Origin of the sequence: Rhodosalinus sp. FB01, assembly GCF_041365715.1 — a bacterium.
Taxonomy (GTDB): domain Bacteria; phylum Pseudomonadota; class Alphaproteobacteria; order Rhodobacterales; family Rhodobacteraceae; genus Rhodosalinus.
On record NZ_JBGFSH010000001.1, the window covers coordinates 19,410 to 32,794 of the forward strand.

General features: G+C 71.3%; 13 protein-coding genes. 6 read left to right on the forward strand and 7 right to left on the reverse strand.

Going from position 1 to position 13,385, the window contains the following annotated elements:
* Window positions 1–52: 52 nt before the first annotated feature.
* The 4 genes from AB6A65_RS00085 to AB6A65_RS00100 all read right to left on the reverse strand — a co-directional run bounded on the left by AB6A65_RS00085 (window position 53) and on the right by AB6A65_RS00100 (window position 5,344).
* Window positions 53–622, reverse strand: coding sequence for a sarcosine oxidase subunit gamma (locus tag AB6A65_RS00085; RefSeq protein WP_371036314.1), 570 nt, complete (start codon window positions 620–622; stop codon window positions 53–55).
* Entirely contained in the window at window positions 615–3,626 is a 3,012-nt protein-coding gene (locus tag AB6A65_RS00090) for a sarcosine oxidase subunit alpha family protein (protein ID WP_371036315.1), read from the reverse strand. Before AB6A65_RS00090 ends, AB6A65_RS00085 begins: the two co-directional genes overlap by 8 nt.
* Window positions 3,627–3,681: 55 nt before the next feature.
* A complete protein-coding gene (locus AB6A65_RS00095; RefSeq protein WP_371036316.1) occupies window positions 3,682–4,011 on the reverse strand; it encodes a sarcosine oxidase subunit delta in 330 nt (109 codons plus the stop codon).
* An 85-nt stretch (window positions 4,012–4,096) separates the two neighbouring features.
* Window positions 4,097–5,344: a sarcosine oxidase subunit beta family protein gene (locus AB6A65_RS00100; protein WP_371036317.1), complete on the reverse strand. Its 1,248-nt coding sequence runs from the start codon at window positions 5,342–5,344 to the stop codon at window positions 4,097–4,099.
* Window positions 5,345–5,518: 174 nt separating this feature from the next.
* On the opposite strand from AB6A65_RS00100, the gene ccmI reads away from it, so the two are divergent.
* The 3 genes from ccmI to AB6A65_RS00115 are packed head-to-tail and all read left to right on the forward strand — an operon-like array spanning window position 5,519 to window position 7,478.
* The gene (gene ccmI / locus AB6A65_RS00105) at window positions 5,519–6,763 is read left to right on the forward strand and encodes a c-type cytochrome biogenesis protein CcmI (protein ID WP_371036318.1); all 1,245 of its coding nucleotides are present in this window, start codon (window positions 5,519–5,521) and stop codon (window positions 6,761–6,763) included.
* Window positions 6,760–7,248: a Holliday junction resolvase RuvX gene (ruvX, locus tag AB6A65_RS00110; protein WP_371036319.1), complete on the forward strand. Its 489-nt coding sequence runs from the start codon at window positions 6,760–6,762 to the stop codon at window positions 7,246–7,248. The genes ccmI and ruvX overlap by 4 nt, the downstream gene beginning before the upstream one ends.
* On the forward strand, window positions 7,245–7,478 hold the full coding sequence (locus AB6A65_RS00115; protein WP_371036320.1) for a DUF1289 domain-containing protein: 234 nt from the start codon (window positions 7,245–7,247) through the stop codon (window positions 7,476–7,478). Before ruvX ends, AB6A65_RS00115 begins: the two co-directional genes overlap by 4 nt.
* A gap of 323 nt (window positions 7,479–7,801) precedes the next feature.
* Here AB6A65_RS00115 and AB6A65_RS00120 read toward each other — a convergent pair whose 3' ends face one another.
* From AB6A65_RS00120 to dusA, 3 genes are all read right to left on the reverse strand, one after another.
* On the reverse strand, window positions 7,802–8,590 hold the full coding sequence (locus AB6A65_RS00120) for a hypothetical protein (protein WP_371036321.1): 789 nt from the start codon (window positions 8,588–8,590) through the stop codon (window positions 7,802–7,804).
* Window positions 8,584–9,408 carry a sulfite exporter TauE/SafE family protein gene (locus AB6A65_RS00125; protein WP_371036322.1) on the reverse strand — a complete coding sequence of 275 codons (825 nt, stop codon included), beginning with the start codon at window positions 9,406–9,408 and terminating at the stop codon, window positions 8,584–8,586. The genes AB6A65_RS00120 and AB6A65_RS00125 overlap by 7 nt, the downstream gene beginning before the upstream one ends.
* Before the next feature lie 111 nt (window positions 9,409–9,519).
* Entirely contained in the window at window positions 9,520–10,536 is a 1,017-nt protein-coding gene (gene dusA / locus AB6A65_RS00130) for a tRNA dihydrouridine(20/20a) synthase DusA (RefSeq protein ID WP_371036323.1), read from the reverse strand.
* Between the two features lie 296 nt (window positions 10,537–10,832).
* Here dusA and AB6A65_RS00135 point away from each other — a divergent pair, with 296 nt between their 5' ends.
* From AB6A65_RS00135 to ligD (AB6A65_RS00145), 3 genes are read left to right on the forward strand one after another with little or no spacing between them, the layout of a single operon-like run.
* Window positions 10,833–11,435: a DNA polymerase ligase N-terminal domain-containing protein gene (locus AB6A65_RS00135; RefSeq protein WP_371036324.1), complete on the forward strand. Its 603-nt coding sequence runs from the start codon at window positions 10,833–10,835 to the stop codon at window positions 11,433–11,435.
* Window positions 11,432–12,436 (forward strand): non-homologous end-joining DNA ligase, encoded by a 1,005-nt coding sequence (gene ligD, locus AB6A65_RS00140; protein ID WP_371036325.1) that lies wholly within the window; start codon window positions 11,432–11,434, stop codon window positions 12,434–12,436. Before AB6A65_RS00135 ends, ligD (AB6A65_RS00140) begins: the two co-directional genes overlap by 4 nt.
* Entirely contained in the window at window positions 12,433–13,329 is an 897-nt protein-coding gene (ligD, locus tag AB6A65_RS00145) for a non-homologous end-joining DNA ligase (protein ID WP_371036326.1), read from the forward strand. Before ligD (AB6A65_RS00140) ends, ligD (AB6A65_RS00145) begins: the two co-directional genes overlap by 4 nt.
* Window positions 13,330–13,385: the final 56 nt, after the last annotated feature.

Sequence of the window (13,385 nt, forward strand, 5' to 3'; positions counted from 1 at the left end):
CGCGTATGTGTGGCTTGCCGGCGCGCAAGGTCAAGCCCCGTCCGCGACGCGATCAGCCCTTCGCAACCTCGCGGCCCGGGCGGGCCGCCGTGGCCAGCAGGTCGAAGACATACCGCGCGACCGACCGGAAGCAGACCAGCCGCAGGCGTCCCTCCTCGGGCATCCAGAAGGCCGCGGGCACCTGCGCGAGCCGCGTGCGGCGGATCTCTCCGGGGGCGAAGGCGTCCATGTCCACGGGCGCGAGCTTGGCGATCACCTCGCGCACCGCCCCGCCCTCGAGTTCGATCACGGCGCGGGCGTCGGAGACGTCGGCCACCAGCACATGCTGATCCGAGAGCGCCTCATCGAGTCCGGCGGCAAGCTGGCGCGCGCCGTCAAAGCTGCACAACACCATCGCCTCGTCCGGCGACATCCAGGCGAGGACCGCGCCGTCCCGCCCTTCCGCGATGCCGCGGCGGTCCGGCATCTCGGCGCCGAGCGCATCCAGAAGCGCCATGGCCGCGCCCTCCCCCTCGGCCGAGAGATCGGCCCGGACGGAGATCATGCCCTGCGGCGGAAGCGCCCGGACGGTGACGTAGCCCTCATAGCTTTCACCCGCGAGCGGGCCTGCCGGCTCAGACATCCTGCTTCGTCCCTTCCTTGTCGTAGAACACCGGTTCCACGATCTTCGCCTTCACCACGGTGTCGTCCACCTTCGGGAACTCCAGCACCTCGCCCATGCGCTCGGGCCCGCGGTGCACCAGCCCCATGGCGATCCCGCGCCCCAGATTGGCCGAGTGATAGGTGGAGGTCACGCGGCCCTGCGTGTTGCGCTGGCCGTTGCCGTTCGTGCCGGGCGCGGTGGCATAGGCGGCCTCGGGCAGCACCGAGCCGTCCACGGTCTCGAGGCCCACGAGCTTCCAGCGCTCGGGATCGGCCATGTGGCTGCGCATCTGCGCCCGCTTGCCGATGTAGTCGTCCTTCTTCTTCGAGATCGCCCAGTCGAGACCCAGATCCTGCGGGATCACCGTGCCGTCGGTCTCGTCGCCGATCATGATGAAGCCCTTCTCGGCGCGCAGGACGTGCAGGCATTCGGTGCCATAAGGCATCACGCCGAACTCCTGGCCGGCCTCGTGGATGGCCTCCCAGAGCGCGAGGCCGTGGCCCGCCGGCACCGCGATCTCGTAGGAGAGCTCGCCCGAGAAGGAGATGCGGAAGACGCGCACGGGGAACCCGCCCAGCGTGCCCTCCGCCCAGCCCATGAAGGAGAGCGCCTCCTTCGAGACGTCCATGCCGCCCAGCTTTTCCAGCACCTTGCGCGCGTTGGGCCCGACCACCGCGATCTGCGCCCATTGCTCGGTGACGTTGAGCGTCCAGACCTTCCAGTCCCACCACTCGGTCTGAAGCCATTCCTCCATGTGGGCGTGGACGTGATCCGCCCCGCCCGTGGTGGTGTGACACAGGAAGGTGTCGTGATCGAGCCGCGCCACCACCCCGTCATCCATCAGGAAGCCGTTCTCGCTGCACATCAGGCCGTAGCGGCAGCGCCCGGGCTTCAGGGTGCTCATCATGTTGGTGTAGAGCATGTCCATGAAGCGCGGCGCGTCCGGCCCCTTGACGAGGATCTTGCCGAGCGTGGACGCGTCAAGCATGCCAAGGGCGTCCCGGGTGTTCTTCACCTCCCGGTTCACCGCCGCCTCGCGGCTCTCGCCGTCCCGCCGGTAGGTGTAGGGACGCCGCCACTGGCCCACCGGCTCCCAGTCCGCGCCATGGGCCTCGTGCCAGTCATGCATCGTCGTGCGGCGGATCGGCTGGAAGGTCGCGCCCCGCGCCGGCCCGGCGATCGCGCCCATCGAGATGGGCGTGTAGGGCGGGCGGAAGGTGGTGGTGCCGACCGCGGGAATGTCGGCGCCAAGCTCGCCCGCGAGCACGGCAAGGCCGTTGATGTTCGACAGTTTTCCCTGATCGGTCGCCATGCCGAGCGTGGTGTAGCGCTTGGCGTGCTCCACGCTCTCGAACCCCTCGCGCGCGGCGAGTTGGACGTCCGACACCTTCACGTCGTTCTGGTAGTCCAGCCACGCCTTGGCGCGCAGCGCGGGCCCCGCGCCTTGCGGCATCATCCACACCGGCGCGAGCGGTGCCTCGTCGCGCGCCTCGCCCGCGGGCGCCTCGGCATCGGCGGGCGCGCGGCCTGCCGCCCCGGCGGCGGCGAGGCCAGCGGCGTGGGCATCCGCGAGCACGTCGCCCAGCCCCATCGCCCCGCTCGCCGCGCCGGCGGTGACGACCATCGGCTTCCCGTCGGCCCCGGTGGGCGCGCGGTCCGGATCCGGGCGGAAGGCCGCCTCCGCGGTGTCCCAGAGAAGCTTTCCACCGCAATGGGACCACAGGTGCACGACCGGCGACCAGCCGCCCGACATGGCCACCGCGTCGCACTTGATCTCTTCGGTGGCGGTGCCCTCGCCCGCCTGCGGGCAGGTCAGCACCCCCTCGACCCGCTTGCCGCCCTTCACCTTGGCGATGCCGCGGCCCGTCTCGACGCGGATGCCGGCGTCGCGCGCGGCGTCCATCAGCCGGCCGCCGCCCTCGGCGCGGGCGTCGATCACGGCGGCGACCACGAGGCCGGCCTCCTTCAGCGCCAGCGCGGTGCGGTAGGCGTCGTCGTTGTTGGTCACGATGACGGTCCGGTCGCCGGGCGACACAGCCCAGTTGACGACGTAGTCGCGCACCGCCGAGGCCAGCATCACGCCCGGAACGTCGTTGCCGGCGAAGGACAGAGGCCGCTCGATCGCGCCGGTAGCGGTCACGGTCTGCGCGGTGCGGATGCGCCACAGACGGTGGCGCGGCGCCTCGCCGCCGGGCTTGTGATCGGCCACGCGCTCATAGGCGAGGACATAGCCGTGATCGTAGATCCCCGCGCCCATCGTTCGGGTGCGCAGCGTCACGTTCTCCATCGTTTCCAGCTCGGAAACGGTGCGCGCCACCCACTCCGCCGCGGGAACGCCGTCGATCTCGCCGCCGTCCACCGGCGCGCGCCCGCCCCAATGGGCCGTCTGCTCGATCAGCATCACCTTCGCGCCCGAGAGCGCCGCCGCCTTCGCCGCGGCGAGGCCCGCGACGCCGCCGCCCACCACCAGCACGTCCACGAAGGCGTAGAAATGCTCGTACTCGTCCGGATCGGCCTCCGCCGGCGCCTTGCCGAGCCCCGCCGACTGGCGGATGAAGGGCTCGTAGACATGTTTCCAGAAGGGGCGCGGGTGGATGAAAGTCTTGTAGTAGAAGCCCGCCGGCAGGAAACGTGCGAGCGCGGTGTTGATCGCGCCCACGTCGAATTCGAGGCTCGGCCAGTGGTTCTGGGAGGTGGCGGCGAGCCCCTCGAAAAGCTCGGTCGTGGTCGCGCGCTGGTTGGGTTCGTGCCGCGCGCCCTCGCCCAGATTGACGAGCGCGTTGGGCTCTTCCGCGCCGCTCGCCACGGGACCGCGCGGGCGGTGATACTTGAAGCTGCGCCCCATCAGCATCTGGCCGTTGGCCAGAAGCGCCGAGGCCAGCGTGTCGCCGGGATGGCCGGAGAACCGCTTGCCGTTGAAGCTGAACGGGATGCGGCGCGAACGGTCGAGAAGCCGCCCGCCGGTGGCGAGACGCGTGCTCATGCGGTGAGCCCCCTGAAAGACGTAACGGGCCGCGCGGCGGTGTCGGAACGGCGGGTCAAGAGAAAGCCCTCCATGTCCAGCCGGGGCGTTTGGCGGAGATGGCGTCGCGGATGTGCTTCGGCGGCTCGGTGGTCTGGGCCGGGTAGGTGCCGAAGACCTCGAGCGTCGCGGTGCAGCGCGCGGCGTGGAACCACTTGCCGCAGCCATGGGCGTGGCGCCAGCGCTCGAAATGCACGCCCTTGGGGTTCTCCTTGGAAAACAGGTAGTCGTGGAACGCGTCGTCCGACCCTTCGGGGCCGACGCGCGTCAGATGCGCCTCGCCGCCGGGGGCAAGCTCGGTCTCCTCGGCCTTCACGCCGCAGTAGGGGCATTCGAGCATCAGCATCGCGTGGCTCCTGCAATCGGGCGCCAAGGATCTTCGAAGATCCTTGGCAAAATTATTCCAAGAATTTTGCGCGCTTCCTGCACCATCAATGCGCCACCCCCGCCGCGACGCTCTCGTCGATGAAGCGGCCCTCGCGGAAGCGGTCCAGCGAGAACTCGGCGGCGAGCGGGCCGGGCTCTCCGCGGGCGATCATCTCGGCGGTGGCCCAGCCCGAGCCGGGGATCGCCTTGAACCCGCCCGTGCCCCAGCCGCAGTTGATGAAGACACCCTCCACCGGCGTCTTCGACAGGATGGGCGAACGGTCGCCGGTCATGTCCACGATCCCGCCCCACCAGCGGAGCATCTTGAGCCGGGAGATCACGGGGAAGGTTTCGACCAGCGCGCGCACCGTCTCCTCCACATGGTGGAAGCTGCCGCGCTGGGTGTAGTTGTTGTAGCCGTCCGCACCGCCGCCGATCACCATCTCGCCCTTGTCGGACTGGCTCATGTAGCCGTGCACCGTGTTGGCCATCACCACCACGTCCATGCAGGGCTTGATCGGCTCGGAAACGAGCGCCTGAAGCGCCACCGACTCGATCGGCAGGCGGAACCCCGCCATCTCGGCAAGCTGGCCCGAATGCCCGGCGACGACGATCCCGAGCTTCTCGCAGTCGATCGGCCCGCGGGTGGTGTCCACGCCGACGACGCGGCCGCCCTCGCGGCGGACGGCCGTGACCTCGCATTTCTGGATGATGTCCATCCCCATGTCCGAGCAGGCCCGCGCATAGCCCCAGGCCACCGCGTCGTGGCGCGCCGTGCCCGCCCGCGCCTGCCAGAGCGCGCCCAGAACGGGATAGCGCGGCCCGTCGATGTTGATGATCGGGCAGAGTTCCTTCACGCGCTTGCGGTCCACGAACTCGGTGTCCACGCCCTGCAGCGCGTTGGCCTGCGCGGTGCGCCGGTAGCCGCGCACCTCGTGCTCGGTCTGCGCCAGCATCATCACGCCGCGCGGGCTGAACATGATGTTGTAGTTCAGCTCCTGGCTCAGCGTCTCGTAGAGGCTGCGCGCCTTCTCGTAGATCGCCGCCGAGGGATCCTGAAGATAGTTCGAGCGGATGATGGTCGTGTTGCGCCCGGTGTTGCCGCCGCCGAGCCAGCCCTTCTCCAGCACCGCGACGTTGCGGATGCCGTGGTTCTTGCCGAGGTAGTAGGCGGTGGCGAGGCCATGGCCGCCCGCGCCCACGATGATCACGTCGTAACGCTTCTTCGGCGCGGGATTGGCCCAGGCGCGTTCCCAGCCGGTGTGGTTGCGAAAGGCTTCCCGGGCGACGGCGAAGGCGGAATCGCGTTTCATGGGCCTCGAATCCGTGATGCGGCGTGGGCGATAACTGGACCTTGGCGCGGGATAAACCCTGCTTCCATGCGTCACAATGGGCGCCGGTTGCGACATGACGCTCCGCGCGGGCGGTTTGCCCTTCCGTCGCGGTGTCCGACCGCATAAATCAGGGACAAATCTTTTGGAGGAACCATGGTTTTCTGGATCGGCGTGGTCGGGCTCGCATGTGTCGTGGGGCTGCTTCTGGGGCTCGTGGCGCTCAGGGCGCGCGCGCAGGAGGCGGAGGCCGCCGACTACGACCTGAAGGTCTATCGCGACCAGCTGAACGAGGTGGAGCGCGATCTCGCGCGCGGCGTCATCGACGAAGCCGACGCCGAGCGGCTGCGCACCGAGGTGTCGCGGCGCATCCTGGCCGCCGACACCGCCGCCAAGGCCGCGCGCCGGGGCGACACGCGCCAGCCCGCCTGGGCCGGCATCGCGATCGTCGTGCTGCTCGCCTTCGGGGTGGTCGGCGGGGCGCTCGCTCTTTATTCCGCGATCGGCACGCCGGGTTATCCCGACATGGCGCTCGCCGAACGCATCGCGCGGGCCGAGGAAGCGCGGCAGAACCGCCCGAGCCAGGAAACCGCCGAGGCCGGCGTGCCCGCCGCGCCCGCGGCCGACGTGCCCGAGGATTACGCCGAACTGATGACCCGGCTACGCGCGGCGCTGGAGGATCGGCCCACGGATCTTCAAGGCCACGCGCTTCTCGCCCGCAACGAAGCCGCGCTCGGGAACTTCGAGGCCGCCTACACGGCGCAGCAGCGCGTGCTCGCACTGCGGGGCGAGCAGGCCACCGCGCAGGATTACGCCGATTACGCGGAGATGCTGGTGATGGCGGCCGGGGGCTACGTCTCGCCCGAGGCCGAGACCGCGCTGGCCGCCGCGCTCAACCGCGATCCGAACAACGGCGTGGCGCTCTACTACACCGGCGTCATGTTCGACCAGACCGGGCGGCCCGACCGGGCGTTCCGCGCCTGGGACAGGCTTCTGCGTCAAAGCCCGCCCGACGCGCCCTGGATCGCCCCGGTCGAGGCGGGGATCGGCCGGCTGGCGCGCCTGGCCGGGCAGACCGACTACACGCCGCCGACGCGCGCCGAGGCGCCCGTGGCCGGGCTTGCCGGTCCGTCGGCCGAGGACATGGCGGCGGCGGAGGACATGAGCCCCGAGGACCGCATGGCGATGGTGCGCGGCATGGTGGAGGGGCTTTCGGAACGGCTCGCCACGCAGGGCGGGACCGCCGAGGAATGGGCGCGGCTCATCGGCGCCTTGGGCGTACTGGGAGAGAGCGAGCGCGCGCAGGCGATCTTCGACGAGGCGCTCTCCACCTTCGCGGGCGACGAGGCTGCGCTGGGACGCCTGCGCGACGCCGCGCGGCAGGCCGGCCTCGAGGGATGATCCACGACGGCATCGCCGATTTCGCCGCCGCCCTGCCCCCGGGCCGGGCGGTGGCGGGGCTCGACCTCGGCGAGAAGACGCTGGGCGTGGCAGTGTCGGATCGTGGCCTGGCCGTCGCGACCCCCCTGCGCACCATCCGGCGGACCAAGTTCACCGTCGACGCCGTCACGCTTTTCTCGATCCTCGACGAGCGCGAGATCGGCGGCATCGTGCTCGGCCTGCCGCGCAACATGGACGGCAGCGAGGGGCCGCGCGCCCAGTCCACCCGCGCCTTCGCGCGCAATCTCGCGCGTCTGCGCGACAGTCCCATCGTCTTCTGGGACGAGCGGCTCTCCACCGTGGCGGCCGAACGCGCGCTTCTTGACGCGGATGCGACACGAAAACGTCGCGCCGAGGTGATCGACCACGTCGCCGCGTCCTATATCCTTCAAGGAGCGCTGGACCGGATCCGGCACCTGAGGCTGGCGGGAGAGCAGGCGGAATGACCGACGAGGTCTGGAAACGCGACGAGATCGAATCGCCCTGCGTGAAGCTGTGCGTGATCCACCCCGAGGCGCGGATCTGCGCCGGCTGCCACCGCAGCATCGACGAGATCACCGCCTGGTCGCGCATGACGCCAGAGGCGCGCCGTGCCGTAATGGCGGAATTGCCGTCGCGTGGCGCGCTTCTGAAAAAGCGGCGCGGCGGGCGCGCCACGCGCCGCGCGCGGGGCTGACCCGGCCCGCAAGGCCATGGCAGCCGGGGGCCCGCGGCGGGATCGCGGCGCAACGGGCACCGCGGGCAGTCCCGTCCCGGGCGCTGCCGTGCAATCGGTGTTCGTCACCGGATTTCCCCTTCGCGCCGCGACCCGCGAGGTCCTCTCGGGACGCGATGTGTCGCCCCGCCACCGTCCCGCTCCGATCAACGATCCACCGCGATCCGAACCATCGTTTCCCTTAGGGGACCACAGAACCGGCCGGAACGCCGGTCAGCGCGACGCCATCGCGACCCACGACCCCCCCTGCGGCGCGGCGGCTGAGCCGCGCTTCCGCGCGGGCCTCAGGGCGCCTCCAGCCAGCGCGCGGGATCGGCGAACTGGGGCCTGAAATAAGCGATCATCCGCCCCTCCGGCGGGGCCTCGGCGCCCTCCGCCCAGGGCGCCACACCGTGGAGCGCAAGGCGATGCACCACGATCGCCTCCCCCGGCCGCGCCGTCACCTCCACCCGCCGGCATGTTTCGAAGACACGGCGGCGCGCGGCCTGGTAGGTATCGGTCAGGTCGGCCTCGCCCCACCGCTCCGGCGCGCGACCCCGAAGCGCCGCGGCCAAGGCGGCGCGCATGATTTCGTGGCTGCCCTGCCAGACGACGAGCGGGCTCGCCCCCCTCCCCGCCTCGGTGAGCGGCAGGCCCAGGATGAAGGCGTGCAGCTCGCGCAGGTGGCGCCGCCGCTCGGGTCCCTCGGGCAGCAGCCCGTCCACATGGGCCGCGTCGCGCCGCGCGCGATAGCCGAAGGCGGCCGAGCTTTCGCCGCGGCGCGGGCGCGGATAGCCCGGCCAGACCACCGAAAGCTGCGCCCGGTGCAAGGGCGGCAGCGGGCCGAGAACGGCCTCGAGGGGCGCCCGCGCGGCGCGGGGCAAGGGCGGGCCGCCAGGCAGCCGCCCCTCGGCATCGGTGGGCAGCGCGTCCACGCCCACGAACCACGTTCCCTCGCAGTCGAGCCAGGCCGCCCGCAGCGCCGGGTCCGCGACCGCGGCACGGGCGGCCGGCAGCGCGGCGGCGGCCCAGCCCGCCAGCGCCGGATCGGGGCCGAGCCGCGCCCAGCCGCGCGCGGCAAGCCCGTCTACCACCCCAGCGATTTCCGCAGCATGTTGCCCGCCACCAGGAGCAGGAACACCGCGAAGACACGCTTGAGCGGCCTCGGGTTCATGGCGTGCGCGAGCCTGACGCCGAGCGGCGCCGTGAGAAGCGTCATCGCGATCACCACCGCGAAGGCAGGCAGGTTCACCGCGCCCACGGTGAAGGGCGGGCGGTTCTCCGGCGCGATCTCGAAGAGCAGGAACCCCGCCACGCCGGGCACGGCGATCAGAATTCCGAAGCCCGCGGCCGTCGCCACCGCCCGGTGGATCGGCACGCCGTAAAGGCTCATCAGCGGCACGCCGAAACTGCCGCCGCCGATGCCCATCAGAACCGAAAGGAAGCCCACGAGCGGCGAAAGCGCGGCCCGCCGCCAGCCGCGCGGCATCTCGGGGCCGAGCCGCCACTCCGCCCGGCCGAGCCCGAGATAGAGCCCGATCACGAGGCCGAGCCCGCCGAAGACCCCCTGGAGCACCGTGGAGCGCAGCACCGCGGCCAGCATCACGCCGAGCACCGCGCCCACCGCGATGCCCGGCGCCCAGGTCTTCAGGATCTCCCACTCCACCGCACCCTTGCGGTTGTGGCTCAACACCGAGCGCGCCGAGGTCACGACGATGGTGGCCAGCGAGGTGGCAAGGCACATCTGCATGAGCTGCGGCCCGCCATATCCCAGCGTCTGGAAAGCGTAGAAGAAAGCGGGCACCAGAACGATGCCGCCGCCCACGCCCAGAAGCCCGGCAAGAACGCCCGCCACCGCGCCGATCACCAGAAGCAGCGCGATCATCTGGGCAAGCAACATCGGGTCGGGCATGGGGCTCCTCGCGCGGTCCGGCGGTTTCGGCGGGCGTCAGGTAGACAGTGTTTTCCGGGCGGCCACAACGGGAAATCCGTGCATCCGGTGCCCCCGGGCGACGGGGCGCGCTCAGGCGCTGCGCCGCGCCTCCGTGAAATCGGCGGCGAGGGGCGGGACCTGTGCCAGCGCCCGTTCCACCAGCTCTGGGCCCGCATCCGGGCCGGACGCGCCCTCGGAGAGCATCTGCCGCCAGTGCCGCGCGCCCGGCCTGCCGGCGAAGAGCCCCAGCATGTGCCGCGTGACCTGGTTGAGTCGCCCGCCGGCCGAGAGATGCGCCTCGATGTAGGGCAGCATGGCCCGCGCCGCGGCCTCGGGCGTGGTCTGGCGCGCCTCGCCCCAGAGCCGCCGGTCGGCCTCGCCCAGGATGTCCCAGGGCCGGTGATAGGCGGCGCGCCCCACCATCACGCCCGCGAAACCGTCTTCGAGATGCGCCTCGACCTCGTCGAGCGATTGCACGCCGCCGTTGAGCGCGATCGAAAGTGCCGGGAAGGCGTCGCGCATGCGCCGCACGAGACCGTAATCGAGCGGCGGCACGTCGCGGTTCTCCTTCGGGCTCAGTCCCTCGAGCCAGGCCTTGCGGGCGTGCACCGTGACCTGCGCCGCGCCGGCCTCGGCCATACGCGCCAGGAAATCGGGAAGCACGCGCTCCGGGTCCTGCTCGTCCACGCCGATGCGGCACTTGACGGTCACCGGCACCGCGACGGCGGCGCGCATCGCCGCCACGCAGTCGGCCACGCGCGCGGGGTCGCGCATGAGCACCGCGCCGAAGGTGCCGGATTGCACGCGGTCCGACGGGCAGCCCACATTGAGGTTGATCTCGTCGTAGCCCGCCTCCGCGCCGAGCCGCGCCGCTTGGGCGAGCTCCTCCGGATCGGAGCCGCCGAGCTGAAGCGCGACGGGATGCTCCTCGGGGCTGTGGTCCAGAAGATGCAGCGCGCCGCCCCGCACCAGCGCTGGCGCGGTCACCATCTCGGTATAAAGAAGCGTCCTTCGCGACAGCTGCCGGTGGAAGACCCGGCAGTGCCGGTCGGTCCAGTCCATCATCGGTGCGACGGACAGGCAGCAGGCCGTTTCTTGCTGTTCCATCGGCACGGTCCACGTCCTTCCTGAAGGCTCCGGGCGCGCGGCGGGCGCGTCGCGGGGCCCGGGATGCGGCCGCCCGCCACGCTCGCGGGCGCCCCCGGATCACGCCCAGATGGCGCAGATGCCGTGATTTTGCAACACTCGGGCCCATCGGCCGGGCTCGCCGCGCCGCGCCCGCCGAAGGGGCGCCGACGCGCGCGGTCGCGCGACGGCATTGATGGCGACGGCCCTGCGCCGTAGACTAAACCCATGATCGGCGAGGACGTGGCAAGGCGGGGCGCGCCTGCGTGGGGCGCGCGATGAGCCGGGAAAGCGACCGGCTGGCCCGATACCGCGCGCGGCGGGATTTCTCGAAAAGCCCAGAACCCGAGGGAGGCGGCAGCATGTCCGAAAACGCTCCGCGTTTCGTGATCCAGAAGCACGACGCCTCCACGCTCCACTACGACGTCCGTCTCGAGGTCGACGGCGTGCTGAAATCCTGGGTGGTGCCCAAGGGTCCCTCCACCGATCCGGGCGAGAAGCGCCTGGCGCTGCCCACCGAGGACCATCCGCTCGACTACGCCGATTTCGAAGGCGTGATCCCCGAGGGCGAATACGGCGCGGGCACGGTGCTCGTCTGGGACACGGGGCCCTACGAGAACATCACCGAGAAGGAGGACGGCCTGCGCCCCATGGCCGAGGCGATCGAGGACGGCCACGTGCTGGTGCGACTCCATGGCGAGAAGCTGCAGGGCGGCTACGCGTTTCAGCGCACGGGGTCGGGCGAGGACGCGCGCTGGCTTCTCGTGAAGATGGACGACGAGGCGGCCGACGCGCGGCGCAACCCCGTCTCCACCGAGCCGCTTTCGGTGCTCTCGGGCCGCGATCTCGACGAGATCGCCGACGCGGGGGCGGAGCGGTGAGTGGCCCCTTCGACGCGCTCTCCGACACGGAGCGGGACGCGCTTCGGGACGCGCCCCACCCGGACTGGACGGCGCCGATGCTGGCCACGCTCACCGACGACCTTTTCTCCGATCCCGGCTGGCTTTACGAGCGCAAGCTCGACGGCGAGCGCGCCCTCGCCTTCCGGGACGGCGACCGCGTCCGCCTGCTCACCCGGAACCGCAAGGATCTGGGCCAGACCTACCCGGAAATCGCCGAGGCGCTCGGCACGGCGACGCCGGAAGACTTCGTGGCCGACGGCGAGATCGTCGCCTTCGAGGGCGGCGTCACGAGCTTCTCCCGGCTTCAGGCCCGCATGCAGATCAAGGACGCCGAGGCGGCGCGGCAAAGCGATGTGCGCGTCTTCTACTACCTCTTCGATCTGCTGCACCTCGACGGGCAGGACCTGACCGCCCTGCCCCTGCGCGCGCGAAAATCGGTGCTGAAGCGCGCCTTCGGTTTCGCCGACCCGATCCGCTTCACGCCCCATCGCGTCGAGGAGGGCGAGGCCTTCTTCCGCGAGGCCTGCGACAAGGGCTGGGAAGGCGTCATCGCCAAGCGCGCGGACGCGCCTTACGTCCACAGCCGCTCGCGGGACTGGCTGAAGTTCAAGTGCGCGAACGGGCAGGAGCTGGTGATCGGCGGCTTCACCGAGCCCGAGGGCAGCCGCAAGGGCTTCGGCGCGCTGCTCGTGGGCTACTACGAGGACGGCGCGCTGCGCTACGCGGGCAAGGTGGGCACGGGGTTCGACGACGCGTTCCTCGAAAGCTTCCGGCAGAAGCTCGACGGGCTCTCCCGCAAGACGGCGCCCTTCGACGACCCACCCGCGGGCGACGGCGTGACCTGGGTCTCGCCGGAGCTCGTGGCCGAGATCGGCTTCACCGAGTGGACCTCCCACGGCAAGCTGCGCCATCCCCGCTTTCTCGGGCTGCGCGACGACAAGGACCCGCGCGACGTCACGCGCGAGCGCCCGGCGGCATGAGCGAGAAGACGATCACCGTGGACGGGCGCGAGATCGCGCTCTCGAACCTCGACAAGGTGTTCTTCCCGGATGACGGGATCACCAAGGGCGACCTCGTGGACCATTACCGGCGGATCGCCGGCATCGCCCTGCCGCACTGGCGGGAGCGTGCGCTCACGATGCACCGCTTCCCGGACGGGATCGGCGAGGACGGCTTCTTTCAGAAGGACATCCCCGGCCACTTCCCCGACTGGATCGCGCGCGCGAACCTGCCCAAGGAAGGCGGGACCGTCACCCACATCCTCGCCAACGAGGCCGCGACCCTCGTCTACATCGCCAACCAGGGCTGCATCACGCCACACCTCGCGCTCGCCCGCGCCGACGCGCCGGACCGCCCAGACCGGCTGATCTTCGACCTCGACCCCTCCGACGACGATTTCGGCAAGGTGCAGGAGGCGGCCGAGCGGCTTCGCGCCCGGCTCGAGGCGCTGGATCTTCCCGTCTTCGTGCAGACCACCGGCTCGCGCGGGCTGCATCTGGTGGTCCCGCTCGACGGCTCCGCGCCCTTCGACCCCGTGCGCGCCGCCGCGCGGAGGCTGGCGGAGGCCGTGGCCGAAGACGCCCCCGCCCTCGCCACGGTGGCGCAGCGCAAGGCGTCCCGCGGCGACCGGGTGTTCCTCGACTGGCTGCGAAACGCCTACGGGCAGACCGCCGTCGCGCCCTATGCGGTGCGCGCGCGCCCGGGCGCGCCCGTCGCCACGCCGCTCACCTGGAAGGAGGCGCTCTCGGGCGACATGACACCCCGAAAATACACCGTCGCCAACATCTTCCGCCGATTGGGCCAGACCGAGGATCCCTGGGCCGGGATCGACGCGCAGCCCGCCGAGGCGGCGGCCCTGGTCGAACGGACCTGAGCGGGACGGCCAGCGCCGGGGCCGCCTCCTTGCCGTCGCGCGACGGCGCGGTCAGA

Excerpts from the sequence above, each read along its gene's own strand:
- AB6A65_RS00115 (WP_371036320.1), top strand. The coding sequence starts at position 7,245 with ATGACCGACGAGGTCTGGAAACGCGACGAGATCGAATCGCCCTGCGTG.
- AB6A65_RS00095 (WP_371036316.1), bottom strand. The coding sequence starts at position 4,011 with ATGCTGATGCTCGAATGCCCCTACTGCGGCGTGAAGGCCGAGGAGACC.
- dusA (WP_371036323.1), bottom strand. The coding sequence starts at position 10,536 with ATGGAACAGCAAGAAACGGCCTGCTGCCTGTCCGTCGCACCGATGATG.
- AB6A65_RS00100 (WP_371036317.1), bottom strand. The coding sequence starts at position 5,344 with ATGAAACGCGATTCCGCCTTCGCCGTCGCCCGGGAAGCCTTTCGCAAC.
- ligD (WP_371036326.1), top strand. The coding sequence starts at position 12,433 with ATGAGCGAGAAGACGATCACCGTGGACGGGCGCGAGATCGCGCTCTCG.
- ccmI (WP_371036318.1), top strand. The coding sequence starts at position 5,519 with ATGGTTTTCTGGATCGGCGTGGTCGGGCTCGCATGTGTCGTGGGGCTG.
- AB6A65_RS00135 (WP_371036324.1), top strand. The coding sequence starts at position 10,833 with ATGAGCCGGGAAAGCGACCGGCTGGCCCGATACCGCGCGCGGCGGGAT.
- AB6A65_RS00090 (WP_371036315.1), bottom strand. The coding sequence starts at position 3,626 with ATGAGCACGCGTCTCGCCACCGGCGGGCGGCTTCTCGACCGTTCGCGC.
- AB6A65_RS00085 (WP_371036314.1), bottom strand. The coding sequence starts at position 622 with ATGTCTGAGCCGGCAGGCCCGCTCGCGGGTGAAAGCTATGAGGGCTAC.
- ruvX (WP_371036319.1), top strand. The coding sequence starts at position 6,760 with ATGATCCACGACGGCATCGCCGATTTCGCCGCCGCCCTGCCCCCGGGC.
- AB6A65_RS00125 (WP_371036322.1), bottom strand. The coding sequence starts at position 9,408 with ATGCCCGACCCGATGTTGCTTGCCCAGATGATCGCGCTGCTTCTGGTG.